At 58.7% G+C, this 26,563-nt stretch carries 26 protein-coding genes; 14 read left to right on the top strand and 12 right to left on the bottom strand.

Going from position 1 to position 26,563, the window contains the following annotated elements:
- Positions 1–60: 60 nt before the first annotated feature.
- Positions 61–1,749 carry a long-chain-fatty-acid--CoA ligase FadD1 gene (fadD1, locus tag PMYSY11_RS06560; protein ID WP_150548657.1) on the bottom strand — a complete coding sequence of 563 codons (1,689 nt, stop codon included), beginning with the start codon at positions 1,747–1,749 and terminating at the stop codon, positions 61–63.
- Positions 1,750–1,985: 236 nt separating this feature from the next.
- A complete protein-coding gene (gene fadD2, locus PMYSY11_RS06555) occupies positions 1,986–3,674 on the bottom strand; it encodes a long-chain-fatty-acid--CoA ligase FadD2 (RefSeq protein WP_150548656.1) in 1,689 nt (562 codons plus the stop codon).
- A gap of 272 nt (positions 3,675–3,946) precedes the next feature.
- On the opposite strand from fadD2, the gene PMYSY11_RS06550 reads away from it, so the two are divergent.
- The 5 genes from PMYSY11_RS06550 (at position 3,947) to codA (ending at position 9,392) form a co-directional block, all read left to right on the top strand.
- On the top strand, positions 3,947–4,909 hold the full coding sequence (locus PMYSY11_RS06550; RefSeq protein ID WP_150548655.1) for an alpha/beta hydrolase: 963 nt from the start codon (positions 3,947–3,949) through the stop codon (positions 4,907–4,909).
- On the top strand, positions 4,906–5,376 hold the full coding sequence (locus tag PMYSY11_RS06545; RefSeq protein WP_150548654.1) for a MaoC family dehydratase: 471 nt from the start codon (positions 4,906–4,908) through the stop codon (positions 5,374–5,376). The genes PMYSY11_RS06550 and PMYSY11_RS06545 overlap by 4 nt, the downstream gene beginning before the upstream one ends.
- 262 nt (positions 5,377–5,638) lie before the next feature.
- Positions 5,639–6,919: a cytosine permease gene (gene codB / locus PMYSY11_RS06540; protein WP_150548653.1), complete on the top strand. Its 1,281-nt coding sequence runs from the start codon at positions 5,639–5,641 to the stop codon at positions 6,917–6,919.
- The gene (locus tag PMYSY11_RS06535; RefSeq protein WP_150548652.1) at positions 6,919–8,160 is read left to right on the top strand and encodes a PucR family transcriptional regulator; all 1,242 of its coding nucleotides are present in this window, start codon (positions 6,919–6,921) and stop codon (positions 8,158–8,160) included. Before codB ends, PMYSY11_RS06535 begins: the two co-directional genes overlap by 1 nt.
- Positions 8,157–9,392 (top strand): cytosine deaminase, encoded by a 1,236-nt coding sequence (gene codA, locus PMYSY11_RS06530; RefSeq protein ID WP_150548651.1) that lies wholly within the window; start codon positions 8,157–8,159, stop codon positions 9,390–9,392. Before PMYSY11_RS06535 ends, codA begins: the two co-directional genes overlap by 4 nt.
- Here the strand turns inward: codA and PMYSY11_RS06525 are convergent.
- The 7 genes from PMYSY11_RS06525 to PMYSY11_RS06495 form a co-directional block, all read right to left on the bottom strand.
- On the bottom strand, positions 9,389–10,270 hold the full coding sequence (locus PMYSY11_RS06525; protein WP_069901490.1) for an efflux RND transporter periplasmic adaptor subunit: 882 nt from the start codon (positions 10,268–10,270) through the stop codon (positions 9,389–9,391). The two genes, codA and PMYSY11_RS06525, sit on opposite strands and share 4 nt — an antisense overlap.
- A gap of 54 nt (positions 10,271–10,324) precedes the next feature.
- Positions 10,325–10,528 carry a DUF1656 domain-containing protein gene (locus PMYSY11_RS06520; RefSeq protein ID WP_069901489.1) on the bottom strand — a complete coding sequence of 68 codons (204 nt, stop codon included), beginning with the start codon at positions 10,526–10,528 and terminating at the stop codon, positions 10,325–10,327.
- Complete coding sequence (locus PMYSY11_RS06515; protein WP_150548650.1) at positions 10,515–12,503, bottom strand: FUSC family protein; 1,989 nt, start codon at positions 12,501–12,503, stop codon at positions 10,515–10,517. The genes PMYSY11_RS06520 and PMYSY11_RS06515 overlap by 14 nt, the downstream gene beginning before the upstream one ends.
- A gap of 258 nt (positions 12,504–12,761) precedes the next feature.
- A complete protein-coding gene (ccoM, locus tag PMYSY11_RS22025) occupies positions 12,762–12,872 on the bottom strand; it encodes a cytochrome c oxidase subunit CcoM (RefSeq protein ID WP_275941849.1) in 111 nt (36 codons plus the stop codon).
- 154 nt (positions 12,873–13,026) lie between these two features.
- Positions 13,027–13,188, bottom strand: coding sequence for a hypothetical protein (locus tag PMYSY11_RS06505; protein WP_090513485.1), 162 nt, complete (start codon positions 13,186–13,188; stop codon positions 13,027–13,029).
- Positions 13,185–13,787: an alpha-ketoglutarate-dependent dioxygenase AlkB family protein gene (locus tag PMYSY11_RS06500; RefSeq protein WP_150548649.1), complete on the bottom strand. Its 603-nt coding sequence runs from the start codon at positions 13,785–13,787 to the stop codon at positions 13,185–13,187. Before PMYSY11_RS06500 ends, PMYSY11_RS06505 begins: the two co-directional genes overlap by 4 nt.
- 44 nt (positions 13,788–13,831) lie before the next feature.
- Positions 13,832–14,143: an aspartate-semialdehyde dehydrogenase gene (locus tag PMYSY11_RS06495; protein ID WP_150548648.1), complete on the bottom strand. Its 312-nt coding sequence runs from the start codon at positions 14,141–14,143 to the stop codon at positions 13,832–13,834.
- A gap of 165 nt (positions 14,144–14,308) precedes the next feature.
- On the opposite strand from PMYSY11_RS06495, the gene rapA reads away from it, so the two are divergent.
- A complete protein-coding gene (gene rapA / locus PMYSY11_RS06490; RefSeq protein ID WP_150548647.1) occupies positions 14,309–17,152 on the top strand; it encodes an RNA polymerase-associated protein RapA in 2,844 nt (947 codons plus the stop codon).
- 196 nt (positions 17,153–17,348) lie between these two features.
- Positions 17,349–19,010 carry a GGDEF domain-containing protein gene (locus tag PMYSY11_RS06485; protein WP_172970670.1) on the top strand — a complete coding sequence of 554 codons (1,662 nt, stop codon included), beginning with the start codon at positions 17,349–17,351 and terminating at the stop codon, positions 19,008–19,010.
- Between the two features lie 11 nt (positions 19,011–19,021).
- On the opposite strand, the gene PMYSY11_RS06480 is transcribed toward PMYSY11_RS06485, so the two are convergent.
- Both PMYSY11_RS06480 and PMYSY11_RS06475 read right to left on the bottom strand, forming a co-directional pair.
- A complete protein-coding gene (locus PMYSY11_RS06480) occupies positions 19,022–19,813 on the bottom strand; it encodes a hydroxypyruvate isomerase family protein (RefSeq protein WP_150548645.1) in 792 nt (263 codons plus the stop codon).
- Positions 19,810–20,700, bottom strand: coding sequence for an NAD(P)-dependent oxidoreductase (locus PMYSY11_RS06475; RefSeq protein WP_150548644.1), 891 nt, complete (start codon positions 20,698–20,700; stop codon positions 19,810–19,812). The genes PMYSY11_RS06480 and PMYSY11_RS06475 overlap by 4 nt, the downstream gene beginning before the upstream one ends.
- A 158-nt stretch (positions 20,701–20,858) precedes the next feature.
- Here PMYSY11_RS06475 and PMYSY11_RS06470 point away from each other — a divergent pair, with 158 nt between their 5' ends.
- Positions 20,859–21,212, top strand: a complete 354-nt coding sequence (locus PMYSY11_RS06470; protein WP_069901480.1) for a RidA family protein — start codon at positions 20,859–20,861, stop codon at positions 21,210–21,212.
- A 5-nt stretch (positions 21,213–21,217) separates the two neighbouring features.
- The gene (locus tag PMYSY11_RS06465) at positions 21,218–22,039 is read left to right on the top strand and encodes an AraC family transcriptional regulator (RefSeq protein ID WP_150548643.1); all 822 of its coding nucleotides are present in this window, start codon (positions 21,218–21,220) and stop codon (positions 22,037–22,039) included.
- A 1-nt stretch (position 22,040) separates the two neighbouring features.
- Here the strand turns inward: PMYSY11_RS06465 and PMYSY11_RS06460 are convergent, their stop codons facing one another.
- Positions 22,041–22,628, bottom strand: a complete 588-nt coding sequence (locus PMYSY11_RS06460) for a LysE family translocator (RefSeq protein ID WP_069901478.1) — start codon at positions 22,626–22,628, stop codon at positions 22,041–22,043.
- A 117-nt stretch (positions 22,629–22,745) separates the two neighbouring features.
- Between PMYSY11_RS06460 and PMYSY11_RS06455 the strand changes: the two genes are divergently transcribed.
- From PMYSY11_RS06455 to phnE, 5 genes are all read left to right on the top strand, one after another.
- Positions 22,746–23,108: a VOC family protein gene (locus tag PMYSY11_RS06455; protein ID WP_150548642.1), complete on the top strand. Its 363-nt coding sequence runs from the start codon at positions 22,746–22,748 to the stop codon at positions 23,106–23,108.
- Positions 23,109–23,315: 207 nt separating this feature from the next.
- Positions 23,316–24,167, top strand: a complete 852-nt coding sequence (locus PMYSY11_RS06450) for a putative selenate ABC transporter substrate-binding protein (RefSeq protein ID WP_069901476.1) — start codon at positions 23,316–23,318, stop codon at positions 24,165–24,167.
- On the top strand, positions 24,164–24,967 hold the full coding sequence (locus PMYSY11_RS06445; RefSeq protein ID WP_090513519.1) for a phosphonate ABC transporter ATP-binding protein: 804 nt from the start codon (positions 24,164–24,166) through the stop codon (positions 24,965–24,967). Before PMYSY11_RS06450 ends, PMYSY11_RS06445 begins: the two co-directional genes overlap by 4 nt.
- Positions 24,961–25,788 (top strand): PhnE/PtxC family ABC transporter permease, encoded by an 828-nt coding sequence (locus PMYSY11_RS06440; protein WP_090513522.1) that lies wholly within the window; start codon positions 24,961–24,963, stop codon positions 25,786–25,788. The genes PMYSY11_RS06445 and PMYSY11_RS06440 overlap by 7 nt, the downstream gene beginning before the upstream one ends.
- The gene (phnE, locus tag PMYSY11_RS06435) at positions 25,785–26,552 is read left to right on the top strand and encodes a phosphonate ABC transporter, permease protein PhnE (protein ID WP_150548641.1); all 768 of its coding nucleotides are present in this window, start codon (positions 25,785–25,787) and stop codon (positions 26,550–26,552) included. Before PMYSY11_RS06440 ends, phnE begins: the two co-directional genes overlap by 4 nt.
- Positions 26,553–26,563: the final 11 nt, after the last annotated feature.

Raw genomic sequence — 26,563 nt, 5'->3', positions numbered from 1 at the left:
GAGTATTAATGCTGCAAAAACTAAAAAACCCGCCGAAGCGGGTTTTTCCAACAATCAGAATCAGGCCTTGGCCATCTTCTTCATTTCTTCGTCACGCAGTTCGCGACGCAGAATCTTGCCGACGTTGGTCATTGGCAAAGCATCACGGAACTCGACAGCGCGCGGAACCTTGTAGCCGGTGACGTTGGCACGCATGTGCTCCATCACGGTTTCCTTGGTCAGCGTTACGCCTGGTTTGACCACGACAAATACCTTGATCGCCTCACCCGACTTCTCGTCCGGTACGCCGATGGCAGCGCATTGCAGCACGCCCGGAATCATCGCCAGCACGTCTTCCAGCTCGTTCGGGTAAACGTTGAAGCCCGACACCAGAATCATGTCTTTCTTGCGATCGACAATCTTCAGGTAGCCGTCTTCCTGAATCAGACCAATGTCACCGGTCTTCAGCCAGCCTTGCGCATCGAGAATTTCAGCCGTAGCTTCCTGGCGCTGCCAGTAGCCCTTCATGACTTGCGGGCCTTTGACGCAGATCTCGCCGATCTCGCCAACGTCCAGGTCTTTGCCATCGTCATTGATGACTTTGCACAGCGTTGAAGGCAGCGGGATACCGATGGTGCCCAACTGGATCGCGCTGAACGGGTTAACCGTCGCAACCGGGCTGGTCTCGGTCATGCCGAAGCCCTCACAGATTGGGCAGTTGGTCACTTCTTGCCAACGCTCAGCAGTCGCCAGTTGCAACGCCATGCCGCCAGAAACAGTGAGTTTCAGCGAGGAGAAATCCAGCGCGCGGAAACCTTCGTTATTGCTCAGCGCGACAAACAAGGTATTCAGACCTACAAATACGCTGAACTTGTAGGGTTTGATTTCCTTGATCATCGCCGGCAAGTCACGCGGGTTGGTGACCAGCAGGTTGTGCGCGCCGATGAGCATCATCGCCATGCAGTTAAAGGTGAACGCGTAAATGTGATACAGCGGCAGCGGGCTCACCGCGACCTCACAACCTTCGTTGAGGTTTGCACCCATCAGGGCACGCACCTGCAGCATGTTGGCGACCAGATTGCGGTGCGTCAGCATTGCACCCTTGGCAACACCAGTAGTGCCGCCGGTGTATTGCAGCACGGCAATGTCTTCACCTTTCGGCGCGGACTCACGCAGGATCTTGCCGCGACCTTTGTCCAGTGCATCGAGGAAGCTGATGGCCTGAGGCAGGTGATACGGTGGCACCATCTTCTTCACGCGCTTGACGACGGTGTTAACCAGAATGCGCTTGAAGGTTGGCAGCATGTCGCCAACTTCGGTGATGATGACCGTTTTTACCCCAGTTTTCGGCACAACTTGCTCAGCAAGGTGGGCCATGTTCGCGAGGCAAACCAGTGCCTTGGCACCGGAGTCGTTGAACTGATGCTCCATTTCGCGCGCGGTGTACAGCGGGTTGGTGTTGACCACCACCAGACCTGCACGAATGGCGCCGAAAATAGCGACTGGGTATTGCAAGATGTTCGGCATTTGCAGGGCGATACGGTCGCCGGGCTGCAAATCCGTGTGATTCTGCAAGTAAGCTGCGAAGGTACCGGAGAGCTCGTACAGCTCGCCGTACGTGAGCGTTTTACCCAGATTGGTGAAAGCCGGCTTGTCAGCAAAACGTTGGCAGGATTGCTTCAGTACCGTTTGAACATTCGGGTACTGATCAGGGTCGATTTCGGCAGAAACCCCGACTGGATACTTATCCTTCCAGAAGTTTTCGATCATGGAAGCCCACTCCTCAGCAACAGCTTTAATCTAGACCGCGCATAACATGACGGTTGTTTGTTGTTAATATTTCGGCTCGTTGAGCCTAAAAGCGCGCCGAGATTATCAGCTTTACCAGAAAGCGACTAGCACCAAAAGCAGGCTAAAGAGTCATAAAAATGACCAGCATGACAATACTGGTCATTTTTTGAGGTTCTTCACAAACCCAGCCACACGAGACCCAGCAGGGCCGCGCCTTAGCTGATGTCGCGAAGCTCACGACGTAGGATTTTTCCTACCGGGGACATGGGCAAAGCATCTTTGAAGACGATCTGTTTAGGCACTTTGTAGCCGGTGAAGTTCTCCCGGCAGAACGCCTTGACCTCTGCTTCGGTGAGGCTCGAATCACGTGCAACGATGAACAATTTCACCGCCTCGCCGGATTTTTCATCGGGCACGCCCACCGCGGCACAACTCGCCACTTTGCTGTTGGTCAGCATCACGTCTTCAATTTCGTTCGGGTAAACGTTGAAGCCCGAGACGATGATCATGTCTTTCTTACGATCGACAATACGCGTGAAGCCGTCCTCGTCGATTATCGCAATGTCACCGGTCTTGAACCAACCATCGGCATCGAGCACTTCGGCGGTGGCCTCTTCACGCTGCCAGTAGCCTTTCATCACTTGCGGCCCTTTAACGCACAATTCGCCGCGCTCACCCAGTCCCAGGTCTTGGCCTTCGTCATCGATCACCTTGAACGCGGTGCCTGGCACGGGAATGCCCACGGTGCCCAGACGCGCCCGCTCACCATAGGCGTTGGTGCTGGCGACCGGCGAAGTTTCAGTCAGGCCGTAGCCTTCAACCACGGTGCAACCGGTGATTTCTTTCCAGCGCTCCGCGGTCGCTTTGACCAGCGCGGTGCCGCCCGAGTTGGTCAGCTTGAGGCCAGAGAAATCCAGTGACTTGAAGTCCGGATGGTCCATCAGCGCGACAAACAGGGTGTTGAGCCCCAGCAATGCAGTGAAGCGCCACTTGGACAACTCTTTGATGAAGCCCGGAATATCGCGTGGATTGGTGATCAGTACGTTGTGGTTGCCATTGACCATCATGCACATGCAATTCGCGGTGAAGGCATAGATATGATATAGCGGCAGCGGCGCGATCATCACCTCTTGCCCCTGCTTCATCAGTGGCTGGCCGGCATCGTCCAGCTGGGACATGCAGGCATCAACCTGCAGCATGTTTGCCACCAGATTACCGTGGGTCAGCATGGCCCCTTTGGCAACGCCAGTCGTGCCGCCGGTGTATTGCAGCACGGCAATATCATCCAGCCCGGCTTCGACCGCCTTGACGCCCTGCCCCATCCCCTTGCTCAGGGCGCTTTTAAAGGAAATAGCCTGCGGCAGATGGTAGTCCGGCACCATCTTCTTGACCTTCTTGACCACGGTGTTGACCAGCCAGCCTTTCATCGCCGGCAGCATGTCACCCATGCGCGCTTCAATCAGGTATTCAATTTGCGTATCGGGCAGAACTTCCTGCACCAGCTTGCCGAACATGTTCAGGTAAACCAGCGCACGCACGCCAGCATCCTTGAACTGATGGCGCATTTCGCGGGCGGTGTACAGCGGGTTGGTGTTCACCACGATCAGCCCGGCGCGCATCGCCCCGAACACCGCGACCGGGTACTGCAGGACGTTGGGCATTTGCACGGCGATGCGATCGCCCGGCTTCAAATCCGTGTGTTTCTGCAGGTAGGCGGCGAAGGCTGCCGACTGGCGCTCAAGATCAGCGTAGGTCAGGGTAACGCCCATATTGCTGAACGCGGGGCGGTCAGCGAAGCGCTTGCAAGAACGCTCGAACACCTCGACGACCGACTTGTAAGTGTCGAGGTCAATTGTGTTGGGCACTCCCGGTGCGCGTTTATCATTCCAGAAATCGGGCTGCATTATTTTTATCCTCTCCCCTGAATTTCGCCCTGCCTGAGGGCACTCATCCGAACTTAACAGCTATGCAGATTAGCGCCTATATATATGAGCCTTAAATCATTACTGTGAATCTTTGTAACTGGCCCAACGTATTGCTACATCACGATGCTCTATTTCGGCCCATCCGGCCGATCAGGTGCAAAGTCGGGAACTCGGCGGGAATAACCTTGAACATTCCCAGATGCGCATTTCTAGTCCTACAATGGCGATTCCATGCAGGCTAAGGAATCGCCATGCAGCACCAATCCTTCTGGCTCAACAGCAGTGACTCTCAGCCGATTTACGTGAACCACTGGTTCAGCCAGCAGCCGCCCAAGGCGGTGGTGATGGTCGCTCACGGCATGGCCGAGCACAGCGGCCGCTATGCAAGGCTGGGCGAGGCATTGGTTAATGCGGGCTATGAACTCTACGCCCACGACCAACGCGGCCACGGCCAAACAGCAAGCAAAGGCACGCAAGGCCATTACGCCGATGCCAACGGCTGGGAGTTGGTCATTGACGATATCGCCCGCCTCAACCACACCATTCGCCAGACTCACCCCACCGCGCCGATTTTTTTGCTCGGGCACAGCATGGGCAGCTACATTGCCCAGGCCTACCTGATGAGCCACAGCGCCAGCTTGCAGGGTGCAGTGTTGAGCGGTTCAAACTACCAGCCGGCAATGCTGTACAAGGCTGCACAGACCATCGCCCGAATCGAGCGCAAACGCCAAGGCCCGAAAGGCCTTAGTGCCTTGATCGATAAGCTGTCATTCGGCTCGTTCAACAAAGCCTTCAAGCCTAATCGCACCGAGTTCGACTGGCTAAGCCGCGATCCCGATGAGGTCGATCGTTACGTGAACGATCCGCTTTGTGGTTTTCGCTGCACCAATCAGCTGTGGATAGACCTGCTCGGCGGCTTGCAGCACATCAGCTCGGTCAAAAACCTGGCAAAAATAGACAGCAGCCTGCCGCTTCTGGTGATCGGCGGCAGTGACGACCCGGTCAGCCAGGGCAAACGACTCGATGATTTAGCGGTCGCATTGCGCATGGCCGGCAACCGTTATGTGCAACTGCAGGTCTACCCGCAAGCACGCCATGAATTATTCAATGAAACCAACCGTGACGAGGTCAGTGCATTTCTGATCCAGTGGCTTGATCAGGCGCTTAGCCTGCCCCGCCACTCACACCCCTCACTTCAGGAGATTCTGTCATGAGTCAACTCAGCAACACCCCTTACGAAGAACTCACCGTAGGCCAGACCGCCAGCTACAGCAAAACTGTCGAAGAGCGTGATGTGCAATTGTTCGCCGCTGTTTCGGGCGATAACAATCCCGTGCACCTGGACCCGGAATTTGCCGCCGAGAGCATGTTCAAGGAGCGCATTGCCCACGGCATGTTCAGTGGCGCCCTGATCAGCGCCGCCGTCGCCTGTGAGTTGCCAGGCCCGGGCACTATCTATCTTGGCCAGACCATGCGTTTCACCTTGCCGGTGAAGCTTGGCGACACCCTCACCGTGCGTCTTGAAATTCTCGAAAAGCTGCCAAAATTCCGCGTTCGCATCGCCACTCAGGTGTTCAATCAGCGCGACGAGATGGTTGTCGACGGCGAAGCTGAAATCCTTGCGCCACGCAAAGCCCAGACCGTGACCATGCCGACAATGCCGCAAGTCACTGTCAACTAAGCATTCCTGCCAGCGTACGTGATACGCCGCTGGCAGCGTTCAAGCTGGTGCATAACTAAAAAGCTACGCACCAGACTTGACCACGCCTGTTTATCATTCACAATAAACCCCGTTAAAACTGTCTACTTTGCAACTTCTGTTGTGCAAGCAGCACAAACCGCTTTGTAACTATCACCCAGCGTGAAGTGCATTTTCGCGAATACGCAGTCTGGCACGCCGCCTGCTATGAAGAATACTTCACTGACCCTGTGGAGTTCCGCGCATGACCCCTTCCAAGATCGACAGCGACTACCCGCTCAGCGAGGTTCCGCAAGGTGCTCGCAAAGGCCTGTTTTCGACCTCAATTCTGCTCTTCGGCTTCACCTTCTTCACCGCCACCATGTTTGCCGGCGGCAAGATCGGCATGGCCTTTGATTTCACCTCGCTGATCTGGGCCGCCGTTATCGGCAACCTGCTGCTCGGGCTGTACGCCGCCGTGCTCGGTTACATCGCCTGCCGCAGCGGCTTGAATTCGGTACTGATGGGCCGCTTCTGCTTCGGCGAAGTCGGCAGCAAGCTGTCTGATGTGCTGCTCGGTTTCACCCAGATCGGCTGGTATGCGTGGGGCACAGCCACCATCGCCATTGTGCTGGTAAAAATCCTCGGCTTGCCGCAAGGATTGACCATACCGCTGATGGTGCTGTTCGGTTTCGGCTTCTGCATCACCGCGTTCATCGGCTACAAAGGCCTGGACATGCTCTCTCGCGTGGCCGTTCCGGCGATGATGATTCTGCTCGGCTGCTCACTCTGGATTGCCACGCGCGATGCCGGCGGCATGACCGCGCTGATGGCCATTGAACCGAAAGAAAGCATGACCCTGAGCGTGGCCATCACCATGGTTTTCGGTACTTTCGTCAGCGGCGCAACACAGGCCACCAACTGGACGCGCTTTGCCAAGAGCGGCCGCGTGGCCATGCTTTCGAGCCTGCTCGGGTTCTTTATCGGCAACGGTCTGATGATTATTGCCGGTGCCTACGGCGCAATCGTTTATCAGCAGCCCGACGTAGTCGAGGTGCTGGTATTGCAAGGTTTGTCGATGGCCGCTGTGGTCATGCTGTTCCTCAACCTCTGGACCACTCAGGACAACACCATCTACAACTTCGCCGCTGCGGGCTGCAATTTGCTGCGTACCAATCGCCGCAAGTTGGTGACTCTGGTTGGCGCTGGCATTGGCACCTTGCTGGCGATTGCCGGCATGTATGAAATGCTGATTCCGTTCCTGATTCTGCTCGGCTCGATCATTCCCCCAATTGGCGGCGTGATCATGGCGGACTTCTTCTATGGCCACAAAGGCCATTACCCGAAACTGCAGGAAACCCAACTGCCGGCATTCAACTGGATCGGCCTCAGCGCCTACACCATTGGCGCCGTGTGCGCCTACCTGTCGCCATGGATCGCACCGATTGTCGGGATTGCAGTGGCTGCGCTGGCCTATATCGTTCTGAGCAAACTGCTGAGCGGTGCCACCAACGGCGCAACCAGCGCATCAGGCCCGGCCAACTAATGAGCCTTACGGTCGCGGATGTTCTGGCCCTGCCCGGCCTGGAAAGCATGCGCCTGCGCGCTGGCCAAATCGCACAAAGCAATCCGGTGCGCTGGCCATATGTTGCCGAGAACACCGATATCGCCGAATGGATCATGGGCGGCGAATTGGTGTTTGTCACCGGCATCAACCATCCGCGCACCGAGCAAAACCTGTTGTCACTGGTGCAGCAGGCGCATGAGCGGGCGGCCGCCGGGCTGGTGATATTGACGGGCCCGGAATACATCCGCCAAATCCCGCCCAGCGTGATCGATGCCGCGCAGCAACTCGACGTGCCGCTGATTGAGCAGCCCTACGCGCTGAAAATGGTCATCGTCACCCAGGCGATTGGAACCGCGCTGGTGCAAGCGCAAATGCTCGGCCGCTCGCGCCAGCATTTGCTCGAACAACTGCTCGAAGGCGACGTGCAGTCTCTCGAGGCGCTGCGCCAGCGCGCGCAAAGCCTTGGTTTGCCATTGGCAACCCCGAGGCAGGTGGCGCTGTTCAAGCTTGAGGGCAGTGAACGCCTGCTTGAACAACTCTCTGCGGAAGACGCCGAACTGCGCTTGCAAGACTGTCGTGAGCGCCTGCAACAGAGCCTGCTGCAACAGTTGCAGGCGCTGGGCGACACGCTCTCGCCAGTCTGTCAGGGCGAACATTGGATTGCCCTGCTCCCGGCCACCAACAGCCTCGATCAGCAACACAACCGTGAGGCAATGTTGGCCTTGCTCAATCAACTCAATCCGAGCCTGGCTCCGCTGCGCCTGTATCTGGGCCTCAGCACGGGCGGTCACGGCCCCGAACGCTTCGCGCACGCATTGAATGAGGCCCGTCAGGCACTGGTTGCCGCGCAGTCTTTTCCAGAGCGTCTGGGTGTTTGCAGCTTTAATGAACTGGGCGCACTTGAATTGCTCGGGGCGATTCGTGACCGCAGTTTGCTCGACCAGTTCGTCGACAAGGTACTCGGCCCGATCATCAGTGATGACGCGCGTCATGAGCCGGTGCTGATGCCAACGCTTGAGGCCTGGTTTCAGGAAAACGGCAATCTGGCGCTGGCCGCACAACGCCTTGGCGTCCACCGTAATACCTTGAGTTACCGCACCCAGCGCATCGAATCGCTGAGCGGCAACTCGTTCAGCAATCCTCACGACCGCCTGAATATCAGCCTCGCCTTGCTGATTTGGCGCTTGTCCTCTTCCCGCCCTGCCAGGAGTACCGCATGAATATCATTAACGCCCGCCTTCGGGGCCGCGACGGCCTGTTTCGGATTACCCTTGAGCAGGATCGAATCAAAGAGATCAGCGCGCAAACCCCAACCATCAGCAGCAACCCTGGCGACTTGGATGCGACGGGCAATCTGGTTATCGCGCCATTCATCGAGCCGCATATTCACCTCGACGCCACGCTGACCGCCGGTGATCCATCGTGGAACATGAGCGGCACGCTGTTCGAGGGCATTGAGCTGTGGGGTAAACGCAAAGCCACAGTCACCCACGAAGACACCAAACAGCGTGCGAAGAAGACCATTGGCATGCTGGTCGAGCACGGCATCCAGCATGTGCGCACCCATGTTGACGTTACAGACCCAACCTTGAGCGCACTCAAATCGATGCTTGAGGTGCGCGAAGAAACCCGCCATCTGGTCGACATGCAAATCGTCGCGTTCCCGCAGGAAGGCATTGAATCGTTCAAAAATGGCCGGGCGTTGATGGAGCAGGCTGTCGAGTTGGGCGCGGATGTGGTCGGCGGCATTCCGCACTTCGAGAACACCCGCGATCAGGGCGTTAGCTCGATCAAGTTTCTGATGGATCTGGCCGAACGCACCGGCTGTCTGGTGGATGTGCACTGCGACGAAACCGACGACCCGCACTCGCGCTTCCTTGAAGTGCTGGCCGAAGAGGCCCGCGTGCGTGGCATGGGCAGCCGGGTAACCGCCAGCCACACCACGGCGATGGGCTCTTACGACAACGCTTACTGCTCGAAGCTGTTTCGCCTTTTGAAGATGTCCGGCATCAACTTTGTGTCCTGCCCGACCGAAAGTATTCACTTGCAAGGGCGCTTCGACACCTACCCGAAACGCCGCGGCCTGACCCGCGTCGCCGAAATCGACCGCGCCGGCATGAACATCTGCTTCGCTCAGGACTCAATCGTCGACCCGTGGTATCCGCTGGGCAACGGCAACATCATGCGTATTCTTGAAGCTGGCCTGCATATTTGCCACATGCTCGGCTACGCCGACCTGCAACGTGCGCTGGACCTGATCACCGACAACAGCGCCCGCACCCTGAACCTTGGCGACCGTTACGGCATTGAAGTGGGCCGCCCAGCCAACCTGTTGATTCTCTCGGCGCCTAACGACTACGAGATGATCCGCAGCCAGGGCCACGCGCTGACGTCGATCCGTGCAGGCAAGGTACTGATGCAACGCACCCCGGCGCGCATCGAGCGTTTTTAAGGCGCGGGTTTATCCGGTGCTGGCTTGGCCAGCACCTTCACGCTGGCGGTCATGCCGGCGCTGAGTTCGAAGTCTTCGGGCATTTCCAGCAACTTGATGCGCACGGGAATCCGCTGCGCCAACCGCACCCAGTTGAATGTCGGCTCGACATTAGCCAGCAACTGCCCATCCGGGTTGGAGTTACGGTCGGTAATCCCGCGACTGATGCTCTGGACCTCGCCTTTAAGCGGCTTGCCCGAGCCCATCAACCAGATTTCAACCGGCGCGCCAACGCTGATTTTCGACAGTTTGGTCTCCTCGAAATAGGCCTGCACGTAGAACGAAGAGTCAGCGATCAGCGCCATGATCGACTGCCCGGCGGTGACGTAATTACCCTGCGCCAGCTGCAAATTGGTGACATGCCCGCTGCGCGGCGCGAGCAGCTTGCTGCGGGTCAGGTTGAGCTGGGCTTGTTTCACCGCCGCTTGCGCTTCGTGGTATTCGCCACGGGCAATCTGCGCAGTGATCTGAGCGTTCTCGCGCACCTCGGCGCTGATCGCCTGCGGGCCAAGGCGCATCCGCCGTGAGGCCTCATGCTCGCGCAAATTGAGCTGCTGCTTACGCGTTTCCTGCACAGCCTTGGCTTGTTCCAGCGCCACGGCATAACGCTCGGGATCAATGCTCACCAGCAGGTCGCCGGCTTTGACCGTCTGGTTGTCACTCACCGGCATCGACACCACAGCGCCGGAAACATCGGGAGCAATGGTCACAACATCGGCGCGCACGCGGGCATCACGGGTCCATGGCGAGTACATGTAGTACTGCCATACCCAATTGCCGGCGAATAACGCGGCCACCACCAACGCCAACGTTATGCCAACTCGAATCGTTGAACCCATGAACTTCTCCCCTGCTTCGGCAACGCCGCAGCGTTGCTTCCTGGTTGACCAATACTAGTGCCCGAGCACCGCTACAACCGCGGCCAGCACGCAAATAAATAATGCGAAATCAAACAGTGCTTCGTGCCAAATCCAGCGGGTAAACCCCACACGCTGCAACAGCCACCGCAGCAAGCCGGTCAATAGCAGCGCCAGCACCGCGTAAATCAAAAAGGGGCTGAGCAGCACGCCACCCACCGACCATTCATGCAACCCCATAAGCCTCCCCTTGTATGGCGCGCCAGTGCCGCCAGCCACCGCGCAATTGCAAAAGTGCAGCTTGCGCCAGACGCAATTCAATCCGCGATGGCTGACTGCGAATAGCGGCCAGCAGTCGCTCACCAGCCTGCTCCAGTGCGTCTTCACGGCCATTGTTCGGGCCATCGAGCAAGAACTCTTCGAGACACGCCATGAAGTCGCTCTCGACCGCTTCCAGCCCGGAACCCGCAGCCGCGAGGCAGCCGCGCAGGTGGATTAACTCATCCCCCAGATCAAGGCTGGCGACACCATCATCCCAGCGACTGCGTGTTGCATCCGGCAGCGCCGGGTAATGCCGCGCCAACTGCAACAAGCGGTCAGCCATGCGCCCACCAAACCAGTTCTCGGCATCGACCAGGCGGCGATTGGTCAGCCGCGCCAAATCCGCGCGAATGGCCTTGAGCAAGCGCTGCCCATGCCATACCGGATTACGCAGCGTCACCAGATTGAACGCCAATACCGCAAAACCGACCCCGATCAGCATGGCCAATGCACTGTTGAGGAAGTAGTCGACATCGTAGGCCATGCTGTTTTGCGGCGAGATCAGCACAATGAAATGCAGGCAGAACGAGGTCGCCGTGGCGCCAATTTTCGGGTTGGCCATGCCCAGTGCGCCGAAGAACAAAGGAGCGCCCATGACGATACACAGCATGGGGAAACCGGTGACCTGCGGCAACAACAACTCGCCGGCCACAAATGCCACGGGGATCGCCAGGAGAATACCGCGCAGAAACATCATGCCGATTTGCGCCGCGTTATCACGGCTGGCAAACAGGCTGCAAACCACCGCGCATAACAACAGTGCGCCGGATGCCGCTGTCCAGGCTGTTGCGATCCAGAATGCCGACAGCGACAAGAAAGCCAGCGCACTGCGTGCCCCGTAAACCGCCGAAGTCTGCCAGTCGCGGTGCCATGACAAAGGCTCCGGCGCATCATCGGGGGCGACGCCCACCTCAACGGCGTGCAACGACTCGCTCGCGGTTTGCACCCGGTGCATCAACAGCGCCAGACGCTCCAGACAAAATTGCTGCTCGGCGCTCCAGTGCGGCTCCAGCGCCTCTTTCGAGAGCTTTTCCGCCAGCACCTGAAATTGCTCAACCTGCGTTTGCTGGAGCACCTCACTCACTTGCGAACGCCAGGTTTGCAAGGCATCGGCCTGCTCAGACGACAATTGCCGCCATTGACGCGCCACACCCCGGGCCAGGCGCAAGACCCCGAGCAGGTCACGACTCAACACCCGCAGTGCCGCCGCCCGTTGGCGGCCGCGATTGCCTTCGAACCAGGCGTGTTCTCGCTGCGAGTCCACGGCCACCAACCGGCCCAGGACCTCGAGCAAGCCCCTGCGGGCGTGCGCTTCGCCGTTAAGCGCAAGACGCGCCGCGTTGATCCCCGACTGCCAGGCAACCTGGGCTTGCTGGGCGAGTTGGTGCTCAACCCTTTGCGGCCAGAGAATGGCGCTGACCAACGTAGCGCAGATAATGCCCAGACAAATTTCGGTGCTGCGCGCCACGGCCTGATCAAACACAGTCAAAGGCACCGAGATCGCAGGCAAGGCAATAATTGCCACCGTGTAGCCCGAGAGCAAAAATGAATACGACCAGGCACTGCGCAGCATGGTGGCGGCAGCGGTACACAGCGCCAACCACAAGCCCAAGGCCCCCAGAAACAACCATGGGGTTTGCGCAAACAGCGCGATGAACACCACTGAAACCGATGTACCGATCAGCGTGCCAACCAAACGCGCCAAGCCCTTCTGCACCACCATGCCGGATAACGGTTGGGCCACGATGAAAGCAGTCATCAGCGACCATGAGGGTTCTTCGAGCCCAAGGCGCATGGCCAGCCAAAGCGCCAGTAAACCGCCAAGCACAGTCTTGATCGCGAATTGCACCGCTTGAGTTCTTGGCGCGAAAAGCGCCAACAAGGTATCGCGCATGGCGGGAACCAATAGGATTACACAATAAGAAGGTAGCGGATCACGGCCAGAACGACAGTGATAGCAAGCAAACCATTAGCCTGCTAACTATATACAATGAAGTATATGAAGGGAAAGATGCCGCCGCAGGCTTTTTGTTCTGCCACGGCGAAATGCCACTACTTCATGGCGAAGAGTGCTGAAAAAAGCCAAAAAAATAGGCGACTTAATGAAGTCGCCCAAACTGCCTTGCGTGCTCTTGATCGGAAGAACCAGACCCTATTTGTGGTCGTGAGCGTCCTTCCAGATGAAATATCCGACACCGCCGAAGAAGACGAACATGAGCGCTACCACGGCAACACCAGCGAAAACGACATGATCAAAAAACATAAAAGCCTCCTAAGGACTAACCTTGTCTCGATGGCTTAAAGTTAAAGGATCAGCGCAAAGCAAAACTTGACTTGGATCAACAGGCCGCAGGCATTGGCGAGAGCAAGCTATAGACACTGATCTGGATCAAGAAAATCAGCGGTAGATGAGGGAGTTAGCGCTTCTTGGGTTTCTTGCCCGGCTTCTTTTTAGCCTTGCTAAGAGGCAGCACCTGCTCGAAGACCTTGCGCATGTCATCGAGTTTTTTGTCGTGCAGGTCATGGATGCGCTTGCTGCGCTCGGTCGAAAAGTCGATCAGATTATCGTCGCCACTCATGCTGGTAACCGTAATAAACGAAAGGTCAAATTCAGGCGAGGCTCGCACGCACTGCGGGTTTTCGCCACCTGATGCTGCCAATGATGCTGTGTTGGGCCGCGCATGACCAGTAGCGAGCCGTGTTCAAGTGCAAGCGAATGTTCAATTCGGCTCTGGCCTTTGCGGCGCAGATCGAAGCGCCGCGTGCCGCCGAGGCTCAACGAGGCGATCACCGGATTGCGCCCCAGCACGGCCTCATCATCGCTGTGCCAGCCCATTGAGTCCTGTCCATCGCGGTAATAATTCAGCAGCAGCCCATTGAATGGCTGGCCTGCGGCGGCCTCCACTTGCTGGCGAATCTCACTGAGCAGCGGCGTCCATGGAAACGGCACATGGGTGTAACCGCTGTAGCGGTAACTGGCCTCGGCATCGCCATACCAAGCCTCCAGGCGGGGCACGAGGTGGCGCTTGCCGTACAGCTGCAGTTCGGGTTGCTGCCAGGGCGTCTGTTCGATCAGTTGCTGCAATAGCTGACTCGCACGCTCCGCGTCCAACCAGTGCGCGTGCCATTCAAGCTCGCCATCGGCTAACGGCAGAGTGCTCTGGTCAAACAAACTCATGGGTGTTCCCGGCAATTGCAGGTGATTTGAGATAATTGCAGGCCTCAAACTTCAATATCAACCCACACGCCCTGACGCGGCAAGTCGTCCTCGATTAGTGGATGCTCAGCTACAGGTTCAGCCGACTCGGCCTCTTCCTCGCCGTCCGGCGCAGCGTCCATAACCTGACGCTGGCGGCGACGCTGTTCTTCGCGCAATAAGTCCTGAACATCCTGAGGATGGCGCTTATCGAGATTCAACGCGCTCTCGCTCGACGTCTCGGCAGCCGGCGTCACGGCGGCAACCACCGGTTTGGGTTTATTGACATCTTGCTGCGCCGTTACGGGCGGCAGGCTCTGCGGTATCGGCGGCAACATGCATTGATTCTCCTTTTGTCAGACTGTCGGCCCCGGTGATCACTACTTGAGTCGAGCCTCGCTACACTTTTGCCATTAATCATAAGCGGAATCTGATAATGCGCCTTGGGTCTTGGGTCTCGGTTCCGTTACCATAGTCGGCTTTTTCACGCACAGGAGACAGGCATGGCGCAGTTTGAACCGGGGCAACGCTGGATTAGTGACAGCGAAGCGGAGCTGGGCTTGGGAACCATCCTCATGCAGGAAGGCCGCATGCTCACTGTGCTCTTCCCGGCGACGGGCGAAACACGCCAATACGCGGCGCGCAATGCACCGCTGACCCGCGTGCGCTTTTCTCCTGGTGACGAGATCACTCATTTCGAAGGCTGGAAACTGACCGTACAGGAAGTCGACGATATCGACGGCCTGCTGGTTTATCACGGCCTCAATGAGCAGCATCAGAGCATTACGCTGCCGGAGACTCAGCTCTCCAACTTCATCCAGTTCCGTCTTGCCAGCGACCGCCTGTTTGCCGGGCAGATTGATCCACTGGCCTGGTTCGGCCTGCGTTATCGCACGCTCGAATTCACCAGCAAACAACTGCAGTCGAAACTGTGGGGCTTGGGCGGCGTGCGTGCCCAACCGATCGCGCACCAGCTGCACATCGCCCGCGAAGTAGCCGACCGGGTTGCGCCGCGCGTACTGCTGGCAGACGAAGTGGGTCTGGGTAAAACCATCGAAGCCGGTCTGGTTATTCACCGCCAACTGCTTTCGGGCCGTGCCAGCCGCATCCTGATTCTGGTGCCGGAAAACCTCCAGCACCAGTGGCTGGTCGAAATGCGCCGCCGCTTCAACCTCGACGTCGCCCTGTTTGACGCCGAACGTTTCATCGAAAGCGATGCCAGCAACCCGTTTGAAGATTGCCAGCTGGCGCTGGTCGCGCTCGAGTGGCTGCGTGAAGACGAGAAAGCTCAAGACGCATTGTTCGCTGCCGGCTGGGATTTGATGGTCGTCGACGAGGCCCATCACCTGGTTTGGCATCCGGAAAAAAGCAGCCCGGAATATGCGCTGGTCGAACAGCTTGCCGAGGTTATCCCAGGCGTCCTGCTGCTCACCGCAACGCCAGAGCAATTGGGACAAGACAGCCACTTTGCGCGCTTGCGCCTGCTCGACCCGCACCGTTTCCATGACCTTGAAGCGTTCCGCGCCGAAAGCGCCAACTACCGCCCGGTTGCCGAAGCTGTTCAAGAACTGCTCGACCACGGCCAGCTCTCTGCCGGTGCGCATAAAACCGTGCATGACTTCCTCGGCGCCGAAGGCGAAGAGCTGCTGGATGCGGTGAACAAGGGTGACGCCGAGGCGTCTGCGCGACTGGTGCGCGAGCTGCTCGACCGCCACGGCACCGGCCGCCTGCTTTTCCGTAACACCCGCGCGGCGGTACAAGGCTTCACCGAGCGCGAACTGCACCCCTACCCGCTGCCGAGCCCGGACGAATACCTGGAGCTGCCAATTGGCGAGCACCCGGATCTTTATCCCGAGGTCAGCTATCAGGCCCAGCCTGAGGTTGAGGACGAGCAGCGCTGGTGGCGCATCGACCCACGCGTAGAGTGGTTGATCGACACCCTGAAGATGCTCAAGAAGTTCAAGGTGCTGGTGATTTGTGCGCACGCCGAAACGGCCATGGATCTCGAAGACGCCCTGCGTGTTCGCTCCGGCATCCCGGCGACTGTGTTCCATGAAGGCATGAGCATTCTTGAGCGCGACCGGGCAGCGGCATACTTTGCGGACGAAGAGTTTGGCGCTCAGGTACTGATCTGTTCGGAAATCGGCAGCGAAGGTCGCAACTTCCAGTTTGCCCATCATTTGGTGCTGTTCGATCTGCCGGCTCACCCGGATCTGCTTGAGCAGCGCATTGGCCGTCTCGACCGTATTGGCCAGAAGCACCGCATTCAACTGCACGTGCCGTATCTGGAAAACAGCCCGCAAGAGCGCCTGTTCCAGTGGTATCACGAAGCGCTGAACGCGTTCCTCGCAACTTGCCCGACCGGCAACGCGCTGCAGCATAAGTTCGGCAGCCGCATGCTGCCACTGCTTGAAGGCGGTGATGACGGCCAATGGCAAGAACTGGCTGACGAATGCAAAGCAGAGCGTCTGCGCCTTGAAGATGAACTGCACGCTGGCCGCGACCGCCTGCTGGAACTCAACTCGGGCGGTGCTGGCGAAGGCGAGCAGCTGGTCGAGGAAATTCTCGAACAGGACGACCAATTCGCCCTGCCGATCTACATGGAACAGTTGTTCAACGCTTTCGGTATCGACAGCGAAGACCATTCCGACAATGCCCTGATCCTGCGCCCGAGCGAGAAAATGCTCGATGCCAGCTTCCCGCTGGGCAGCGACGAAGGCGTGACCATCACTTATGACCGCGACCTGGCATTGGCCCGCGAAGACATGCAGTTCCTCACGTGGGAGCACCCAATGGTTCAAGGCGGCATGGATCTGGTGCGTTCAGGCTCAATGGGCAACACCGGCGTCGCGCTGATCAAAAACAAGGCCCTCAAGCCAGGTACCGTTCTGCTTGAGCTGCTTTACGTCAGTGAAGTAGTAGCGCCACGCGCACTGCAATTGGGTCGCTACTTGCCACCCGCTGCATTGCGTTGCCTGCTCGACGCCAATGGCAATGATCTGGCCAGCAAGGTGGCGTTCGAAACCCTCAACGACCAGCTCGAAAGCGTGCCACGCGCCAGCGCCAACAAGTTTGTGCAGGCGCAGCGTGATGCGCTCAACCCGCAGATCAGTGTCGGCGAAGACAAGGTTTCACCGCGCCATCTGGAGCGTGTTGCCGACGCTAAACATCGTCTGGCGGCTGATCTCGATGAAGAGCTTGCCCGCTTGACCGCCCTGCAGGCAGTCAACCCGAGTGTGCGCGACAGCGAACTGGAAACCTTGCGCCAAATCCGCAGCAAAGGCCTGGCAGCACTGGACAAGGCAGCGCTGCGCCTGGAAGCCATTCGGGTGTTGGTCGCGGGATAAAGAACAGTCCAGGGTGCCCGAGTAACCTTGTTTTTTTCAGGGTTTTAGGGCACTAATGGAGACTGTCTCTTTACAAGGTTCAAGCAAACGGACTCGAGTACAGGCGCGGGTGTTCTACACTTGGCTTTCAGATGATGCCCATTTGATGGCACACTGCACACCAGTACTCGACACTCGCCGATTGCGAAAGGAATCCATGAGCGCGATACGCCGCTTCTGCCGAGCGACCAAGCTCGGGAATCTGCTGATTATCACAACAGTCCTGCTCTGTTGTCTGACATCGCCTCTCGCCGCTGCAGAACCTATTCGCCTGCAACTCCGCTGGCTGCACCAATTTCAGTTTGCCGGCTATTACATGGCCAAGGAAAAAGGCTTCTATCGCGAGGCCGGCATGGATGTGGATATCGTTGAGGGTGGGCCGAATGCGCCCAAGGCCATCGACAGCATGCTCTCCGGCGAAAGCGACTTTGCCGTCGCCAACAGTGGATTGGTGATCGCGCACATGCAAGGCAAGCCGGTGGTTGCACTGGCGGCGATCATGCAAAGCTCACCCAGCGCCTGGATTGTGCTGGCGGACTCAAATATTTTCACGCCGCTGGACCTTGCCGATAAGCGCCTGATGCTGCTGCCCTTGCCGGAAAGTGCCGAGCTGCGCCTGACCCTGTTGCGCGAAGGGATAAGCCTCAACAACCTGAACATCACCAACGCCAGTTTCAATCCACAGGACCTTATCGATCACAAGATTGATGCCTACGACGGCTACAGCACCAACGAGCCCTTCTGGCTCGAGCAACAAGGTGTGCCGTACCGGCTGATCCGGCCCCGCGAATACGGGGTCAACTTCTACAACGACATCCTTACCACGCGCACAACCCTGATCGAGCAACGCCCGGAGATGGTCGACGCCTTTGTTCGTGCGAGCTTGCAGGGCTGGCAATACGCGCTGGATCATATCGAAGAAACGGTTGCGGTTATCCACGCGCAATACGCGCCAAACAAGAGCCTTGAGCACCTGCGCTTTGAAGCCGAGGCAATCCGCGAGCTGGTGATGCCGGAACTGGTGCAAATCGGCCACATGAACCCGGGACGCTGGAAAACCATCGCCGCCAGCTATAAAGAGCTGGGCATGGCCGATGGTCCGCTCGACCTTGAGCAATTCATTTATCACCACAAAGAACCCGTCGATTACAGCCGCTTGTATGCCTTGCTCGCTGCCAGCCTGCTGGTGTTATTGTTGGTGGGCGCATTTGCCTTGCGTCTGGCGCGACTGACACGCCGCCTGCGCCGAGAGGTGTCCGCGCGGATAGAGGTTGAGCACGAACTGCTGAAAACCAACCAGCAATTGGAAAAACTGGCCAATACCGATCGCCTTACCGGCTTGTGGAATCGCCTTAAGCTGGAGGAAGTCGCCAACATCGAAATCCGCCGTGCCGAGCGCTACGACTTTGCTCTGAGCCTGCTGTTTTTTGATATCGATCACTTCAAGGCCATTAACGACCAATACGGTCACGAGGTTGGCGATCAAACCCTGGCCTGCCTCAGCGAGCTGCTCCAGCAGCACCTGCGCGAAGCGGACAGCCTCTGCCGCTGGGGCGGTGAGGAGTTCCTGTTATTGATGCCGCACACCGATCTTTCGCAAGCCAGCAGCATGGCTGAAAAACTGCGCAGCCTGATCGCCAATACGCCGATCACGCCTGAGGTGTCGTTCACCGCAAGCTTCGGGGTGGCCCAATGGCAAAAGGGGCAAAACCTTGACGAACTGATCCAGCAGGCCGACCAGCGCCTGTATCGCGCCAAGGCGCTGGGACGTAATCGGGTCGAGGCCGGCAATGTGACCGTGGTCGCCTCAACCCAATAACCGCAGCAGGCTTAGCTGACGAGGGTTTTGCGCCACTCAGCTAACCAGCCCAGACTCGCCGCCGTGCCCGCATCGCCGGGACGATATTCCGCCGCGATCCAACCCTGATAAGCACTGGCTTTCAGCGCCGCCATTGCCGGTGCAAAATCGACCTCACCGGTCCCAGGTGCCCCGCGTCCCGGACAATCGGCAAATTGCACGTGGCCAATTCGCCCGGCCAACAAGGCAACTCCGGCGTCCAGCGCAATGCCCTGCCGCGCCATGTGATAAAGGTCGTACTGGGCCATGAAGTTGGGATGATCAACCAGACGAATCAACTCATCCAGATGCTCCGGCGTGTTGATCAGAAAGCCTGGCATATCCAGCGGATTGATCGCCTCTGCGACCAGTTTAATGCCCAGCTGTGCAAACGCTTCTGCGCTCTTGCGCAGGTTGGCGCCCAGAGTGGCCAGCGCCTGCTCACGACTGACGCCCTGAGCAAGACGTCCCGGCAAGATATTCACCGAGGCCGGACGCACCATCGCGGCGTAGCTGAGCGTCTGCTCCAGCGCCGCATCGAACTCGGCCTGGCGTGCCGGCACGGCGGCAAGACCAGCGCCGCCATCCATGAAATCACCGGCTGGCAAGTTGATCAGCACCAGCGGCATGTCTGCACGCTCCAGCGCCTCCTTGAAGCGAATCGCCGGGACTTCATACGGGAACTGCACTTCGACACCGTCAAAGCCAGCCACGCGAGCGGCCAGAATGCGCTCGATCAGCGGGACTTCGGTAAACATCATCGACAGGTTTGCAGCGATTTTCATGCCTTCGGCTCCCGGTACATTTCAATCAGGGTGGATGGGTCTCGCGCCGCGTTGCCCTGACTGGCATGCAGGCGCATCAGTTGCGCAGCCAGGCCAGTCGCGGGCGTAGACGACGCGGTTTCGCGGGATAGTTTGACCGCTGTATCGAGGTCTTTGAGAAGTGTACGCACATGCCACTTGATCGGCTCAAACTCGCTGCTGGCCATCTGCGGTGCGAGAATCTGCAGTGGCTTGGAGTCGGCGAAACCGCCGGCCAACGCCGAGGCAATCAGCGTGGCATCGACACCCGATTTTTCCGCCAAGGCCACGACCTCGGCGATCACCAGCGCGTTGCAGGCGACGATCATCTGGTTGCAGACCTTGGTCACCTGCCCGGCGCCAACATCGCCCATGCGCGTGAGGCGCTGACCTAAATTATCGAGCAGCGGCCGCACCCGTTCGATGTCCTCCACGCGGCCACCGGCCATGATCGCCAGCGTGCCGTTTTCAGCGCCCGGCGTACCGCCGGATACTGGCGCATCCACCCAGCGCATGCCGGTGCGCTGCTCAAGCTCGGCGGCCATCTGCCGGGTTGCGCTGGGCTCAAGGCTGGAAAAGTCCACCAGCAACTGGCCGGGCCTGGCATTCTCGACAATGCCGCCCGGGCCAAATACCACCTCGCGCACCACGCTTGTATCGGCCAGACACAGCATGATGATCTCGGCATCGTCACACAGCTGGGCCGGGCTGTTGACGGCGCGGGCACCGGCATCGAGCAGCGGCTGGCATTTGTCCGGCGAGCGATTCCACACCGTCAACGGATAGCCCGCCGCAAGCAAGCGGCGGGTCATTGGCAGGCCCATCAGGCCTATTCCGGCAAAAGCTACAGCAGGCAGCGACCCAGACATAAATGACTCCATGGTTGGCGAGGGCTTATCTTAAACCCAAAGCCGGTTCGTCATTCACCCTGTTTGCCGATTAGACTAGGGGCTCGCAGGCCTGCAGAATACTGGTGTAAATCGCCATCTGTGGCCTTGATTGACCCTGCTTAAAAATAAGGAATCCCATGAACATCAGCCGTCACGAAACCTCTGCCCGCATGAGCCGCGTAGTTGTCCACAACAACACTGCCTATCTCTGCGGCCAGGTTGCAGAAGACCGCACGGCGGGCATTGAGGAACAAACCCGGACCATGCTGGCCAAGGTCGATGCGCTGCTGGAATCGGTTGGCAGCAGCCGCAAGCACATCCTTTCCGCCACTCTGTACATCAAGGACATGAGCTTGTTCGCCGGAATGAACAGCGTATGGGACAGCTGGGTTCCAGAAGGCTTCGCGCCAGCCCGCGCCTGTGTCGAGGCGAGCATGGCCAGCCCGGAACTGCTGGTTGAAGTGTCGGTTATTGCCGCGATTGCCGAGTAAGCGCCATGAGCCTGACCGTGCCGACATTCTGGCGAGCCGCAGCGCTGCCCTTTATCGAGGCGCGGTCAATTCTCGATGGCCGCAAGGTCTGTTATGCGCGCCACGCGCATGCGCACTTTTCAATCGGCGCCATCACCTCGGGCCAGTGCACCTACATTAGCGGTGACCAGCAGCAAGTGATCAGCGAAGGCTGCGTGGTGTTGATGAATCCGCAGGTGGTGCATGCCTGCAATCCGATTGATGGCGAGCCTTGGTCGTACCGGATGTTCTACGTCGACTGCCAATGGCTGGCCGCCATACAGGCGCAGCTCGACTCATCGGCCGCGCACTGTTTTCAACCTTACAAGCCGATTCTTACTCACTCACAACAGCTGTTTAGCGCGCTGAACCAGCTGTATATGCAGTTAACTGACGCGGCGCTGAGCACAGCGCAAAAACACACCGCCGCCGAGCAATTCTTTGTGCAAATGCACGGCGAACTGACGGCAAATGAGCCTGACGCTGAACTCACATCTGCCGTGCATGCAAAGCTGCAATGCGCCGCCGACTATATCCAGGCCCATTGCGCCGAGCCGCTGAGCCTTGAGCAAATCTGTGCTGTCGCGGGGCTTTCACGCTCGTACCTGATCCGCGCCTTTGCCCAGCATTTCGGGATGACTCCGCACGCGTATCTGACCAATCAGCGCGTGCAACTGGCGCAGCGTTTACTGCAACGCGGCGAGGTGATTGCCGAAGCGGCGCTGGCCGCCGGTTTTGCCGATCAGGCGCACCTGCAACGCACCTTCAAACAGCACCTGGCGGCGACGCCCGGGCAATATCGCGGCTGAATCAGCTCAGCAGCAAATACACGCAGCAAGCCACCAACAGCGCTGCCATCAGCCGGTTGAACAGGCGCATTGCCGCCGGTGTTTCAAGCACGCCGCGCAAGTAACTGCCCGCCACTGCCCAACAGGCAATCGAGACGTAACAGACCGCGAAGTAAATCAGGCTGAACTCGGCAACCTGACGCAAATTTCCCTCTTCAACAAACAAGCCCATGCCGGCAACGCAGGCCATCCATGCCTTGGGGTTGAGCCACTGCAACGTCGCGCCATAGAGCATTGAGGGCGCACTCGCCTTCTCGTCACGCCTGATCTGTCCATCATCGACCGCAAGTTTGTAGGCCATGAACAGCAAGAAAGCCACGCCGCCCAATTGAATGAACCGGGTCAGCGGCGGCCAGGCGCGCAATACCTCGTGCAGCCCCAAACCGATCAACACCAGCAACAGGCAGAAGCCAACCGTGGCGCCGGTTACATGGCGCAAGCTGGCCCGCAGTCCAAACTGCACGCCCGCGCTCAGTGCGACGATATTCACCGGCCCCGGTGTGATTGATGAGGCCAGCGCAAATGCGGCCATCGACACCCAGATACTCATACACTCCCCTCACTCGTGGTTATCAGGCGCTCACGGTAACGGCCTTGCGCGCGTGCGGATTGAAGGAAAATACCCTTTACTGACAAGACCTTCATACGCTCAGCCAAAGGAGCTGAAATGCCCAGCCACGAGACAATCAATTACGTCGAGTTTGCCGCGCGCGATCTTGAAGCAACCAAAGCCTTCTTCAATCGCGCATTCGGCTGGACCTTCGATGATTACGGCCCGGACTATTGCGCGTTCTCAGGACGCGGCCTGGACGGTGGCTTTTATCGCGCCGATATGGCCGCCACCACCGCCAACGGCAGCGCGCTGGTAGTGCTGTACAGCGATGACCTGGAAGCGACACTGAACAAGGTCAGCACTTCTGGCGGGCAGATCAACAAAGCCATTTACAGCTTCCCCGGTGGCCGCCGTTTTCACTTCATCGAACCCAGCGGTAATGAATTTGCGGTGTGGGGGCAGGCGCTGGAGCAGTAGCCCGCAGCAATGCACGTCAACTAAGCAGCTGGTATCCAACAAGGCACATTCTCCGCGCATTAACTGCGGCCTCAGCCGCGCATGCGCGGTTTTGCTAAACATTTATCACCGATAAACCTGCAACACGGTATGCTGCGCGCGCCCATTGCATGGCAATTACCTCTATAATTCGCCCGCTTTCCCCGCTATTGAACCGGAGAACCCGTCATGATCAAGCGTACTTTTGTACTCGCTGCAGGCATCGCCCTGTCGCTCTCTGCTGTTTTCGCCAACGCTGCTGATGTTTTGCGCGTCTCGGCCATCCCCGATGAAGCCCCGACCGAACTGCTGCGCAAGTTCAAACCACTGGGCGCCTACCTTGAGCAACAACTTGGCATGAAGGTCGAGTTTGTGCCGGTAGCCGATTACGCCGCAGTGGTTGAGTCGCTGGCATCTGATCGCCTCGACATGGCCTGGCTGGGTGGTTTCACCTTCGTGCAGACTCGCCTGAAAACCGGCAACGCCGTGCCACTGGTGCAGCGTGAGCAGGACGCCGAATTCACCAGCAAATTCATCAGCGCCGACCCTGCCGTGAAATCGGTTAAAGACCTCAAAGGCAAAACCTTCGCCTTCGGTTCGGTTTCCTCGACTTCCGGCAGCCTGATGCCGCGCTACTTCATGCTCAAAGACGGGATCAAACCGGAAGAATTCTTCAGCCGCGTTGCCTACTCGGGCGCTCACGATGCCACCGCTGCCTGGGTACAAGCTGGCAAGGCCGATGGCGGCGTGCTCAACGCATCGGTGTGGGACAAACTGGTTGCGACTGGCAAGGTCGACACCACTAAAGTCAAAGTGATCGCCACGACCCCGACTTACTACGACTACAACTGGACCGTTCGCGGCACTCTCGATCCGGCCCTACAAGCCAAAATCAAGGCCGCGTTCCTTGCACTGGATCCGGCTAACCCCGAGCAGAAAGCCATTCTGGATCTGCAGGCCGCCAGCCGCTTTATCGAAACCAAGCCTGAGAACTATGCAGGCATTGAGGAAGCAGCGCGCGCAGCTGGCCTGTTGAAGTGAATTTAACGCTTGAAGGCGTGGGTGTTACCCACGCCAATGGTCACGTTGCGCTCAGTGATATTGATTTACGGGTAAAACCGGCTGAGCGCGTCGCGATTATCGGCCCCTCCGGTGCGGGTAAAACCACTCTGCTGCGTTTGCTTGCCACCAGCTTGCAGCCCACCAGCGGCGCAATCAGCCTGCTCGAACAACAGCCCTGGCAAATCGGCACTCGCCAACGCCAGCGCCTGCGTGCGCGTATCGGCCTGATCCATCAGGCGCCACCTTTGCCGCCGCGCCAACGCGTGGTAACGGCGATTCTTGCCGGCAAACTCGGTGAGTGGTCGGCCTTCAAAAGCTTGCTCAACCTGCTCTATCCAGTCGACATCAGCGGCGCCAAAGCGGCGCTGGCACGGCTGGATCTGGCAGACAAACTGTTTGAGCGTTGCGACCAGCTTTCCGGTGGGCAATTACAACGTGTCGGCATCGCCCGCGTGCTTTACCAAAGCCCGCAAATCATCCTTGCCGATGAGCCCGTGTCGGCAATGGACCCGGTTCTGGCCGGCCATACACTCAGCGTGCTCAGCAGTGAAGCAGCCGCCCGCGGCGTCACCCTGCTCGCCAGCCTGCATGCGGTGGACCTGGCCATGGCGCATTTCCCACGGGTAATCGGCGTGCGCGCCGGACGCATTGTTTTTGACCTGCCAAGCGAGCAAGTCAGCCAGGCGCAACTCGACGCACTGTACGCCAATGAACAGCTGCAGCCCGAGCCGAGCATTACTGTGCAGACACCCACCGTGATTCAGATTCCACGATGCTGAAAGCCCACGATCGCGATCCGGCTGCACTGCCCCGGTTAGGCCTGACGCTGCTGGCAATTGTGCTGCTGTGGCCGGGTATCAGGCTCAGTGAAGTTGATCTGGGGGTGTTGTTCGATCCTGAAAACAGCAAAACCATGGGCCAGTTCCTCAGCGGTTTCTGGCCGCCGGCGCATGATCCCGAGTTCCTGCAGATTCTGCTCAAGGCCACACTCGAAACCCTGGCTATCGCCACTGCCGGCATGGCGCTGGCTTTGCTGCTCGCCATTCCATGCTCACTGCTTGCCAGCCGCGCGCTGTCGTTGTCTGCTGCGCACCGTAACGGGCGTCCGGCGTGGTGGTCGCAGGCGTTGCGCTGGCCAGTACGTGGCGTACTTATCTTGCTGCGCAGCGTGCCAGAGGTGGTGTGGGCATTGCTTTTCGTGCGCGCCGTTGGCCTGGGTCCGACTGCTGGGGTGCTGGCGATTGCGATTACCTACAGCGGCATGCTTGGCAAGGTTTACGCGGAAATTTTCGAGTCGGTCGACCCGCGCCCAAGCCGGGCCTTGCTGGTCGCCGGCAGCCCGCGTCTGCTGGCGTTCACCTACGGCGTGCTGCCCAATGCCTCTGCCGAAATGCTTTCGTACACCGTGTATCGCTGGGAATGCGCGGTGCGCGCCTCGGTCGTCATGGGTTTTGTCGGAGCCGGCGGGCTGGGCCAGCAAATTGATTTGTCGTTGCGCATGTTTGCCGGCGGTGAAGTTGCCAGTATGTTGCTGACCTTCCTGCTGCTGGTGTTACTCGCCGATCAACTGAGCCGTGTGCTGCGGGCGAGGCTGCAATGAAGTACGCAGTCAATTATGGCCTGATCGCCGTGCTGTTGATTGCAGTGGTGGCGTCGTTCCAATACCTCAACATTGATCTGCGCCTGCTGTTCGCTGCTGATGGTCTGAGCCAGATGGCCAGTTACGCCAACGGCTTTTTCAGCCCTGATTTTTCAGCCGAACACTGGCGCGCCATCGGCAAAGGCGCGCTGGAAACTCTGGCCATGTCATCCATCGGCACCTTGCTTGCGGCAGTTCTTGGGCTGTTGTTGGCACTGCCTGCGGCGGGACGCTTTGGCTGGCTGGCGCTCAATGGCAGCCGGCTGCTGCTGAACGCACTGCGGGCGATTCCGGAATTGGTCTGGGCCGCGCTGGTCGTGCTCGCGGCCGGCCTTGGCCCCAATGCCGGCACCCTGGCATTGGCCCTGCACACGGCGGGCGTACTGGGCCGGCTGTTTGCCGAAGCACTGGAGAACACACCGGATGAACCGGCACAGGCAATCCGCCTGGCGGGTGGTTCGAAGCTGGTCGCGTTCTGTTATGGGACGTTGCCGGAGGTGTGGCCACAACTCATCGCCTACACCCTGTACCGCTGGGAAAATAATATCCGCATGGCCAGCGTGCTCGGCTTTGTCGGCGCAGGTGGCCTAGGCCAGATGCTCTACTTCCACCTCAGCCTGTTTCAGGAAGCACAGGCTTCAAGCGTAATCATCGCCATGCTGATTCTGGTGCTTGGCGTCGATGCGTTCAGTGGCTGGATACGTCAACGCTGGGTCAGCAACTAAGGCCAACCCAG

The organism is Pseudomonas marincola, assembly GCF_900682675.2.
Classification (GTDB): domain Bacteria; phylum Pseudomonadota; class Gammaproteobacteria; order Pseudomonadales; family Pseudomonadaceae; genus Aquipseudomonas; species Aquipseudomonas marincola.
This window is presented reverse-complemented; position numbering and strand designations above follow the sequence as displayed.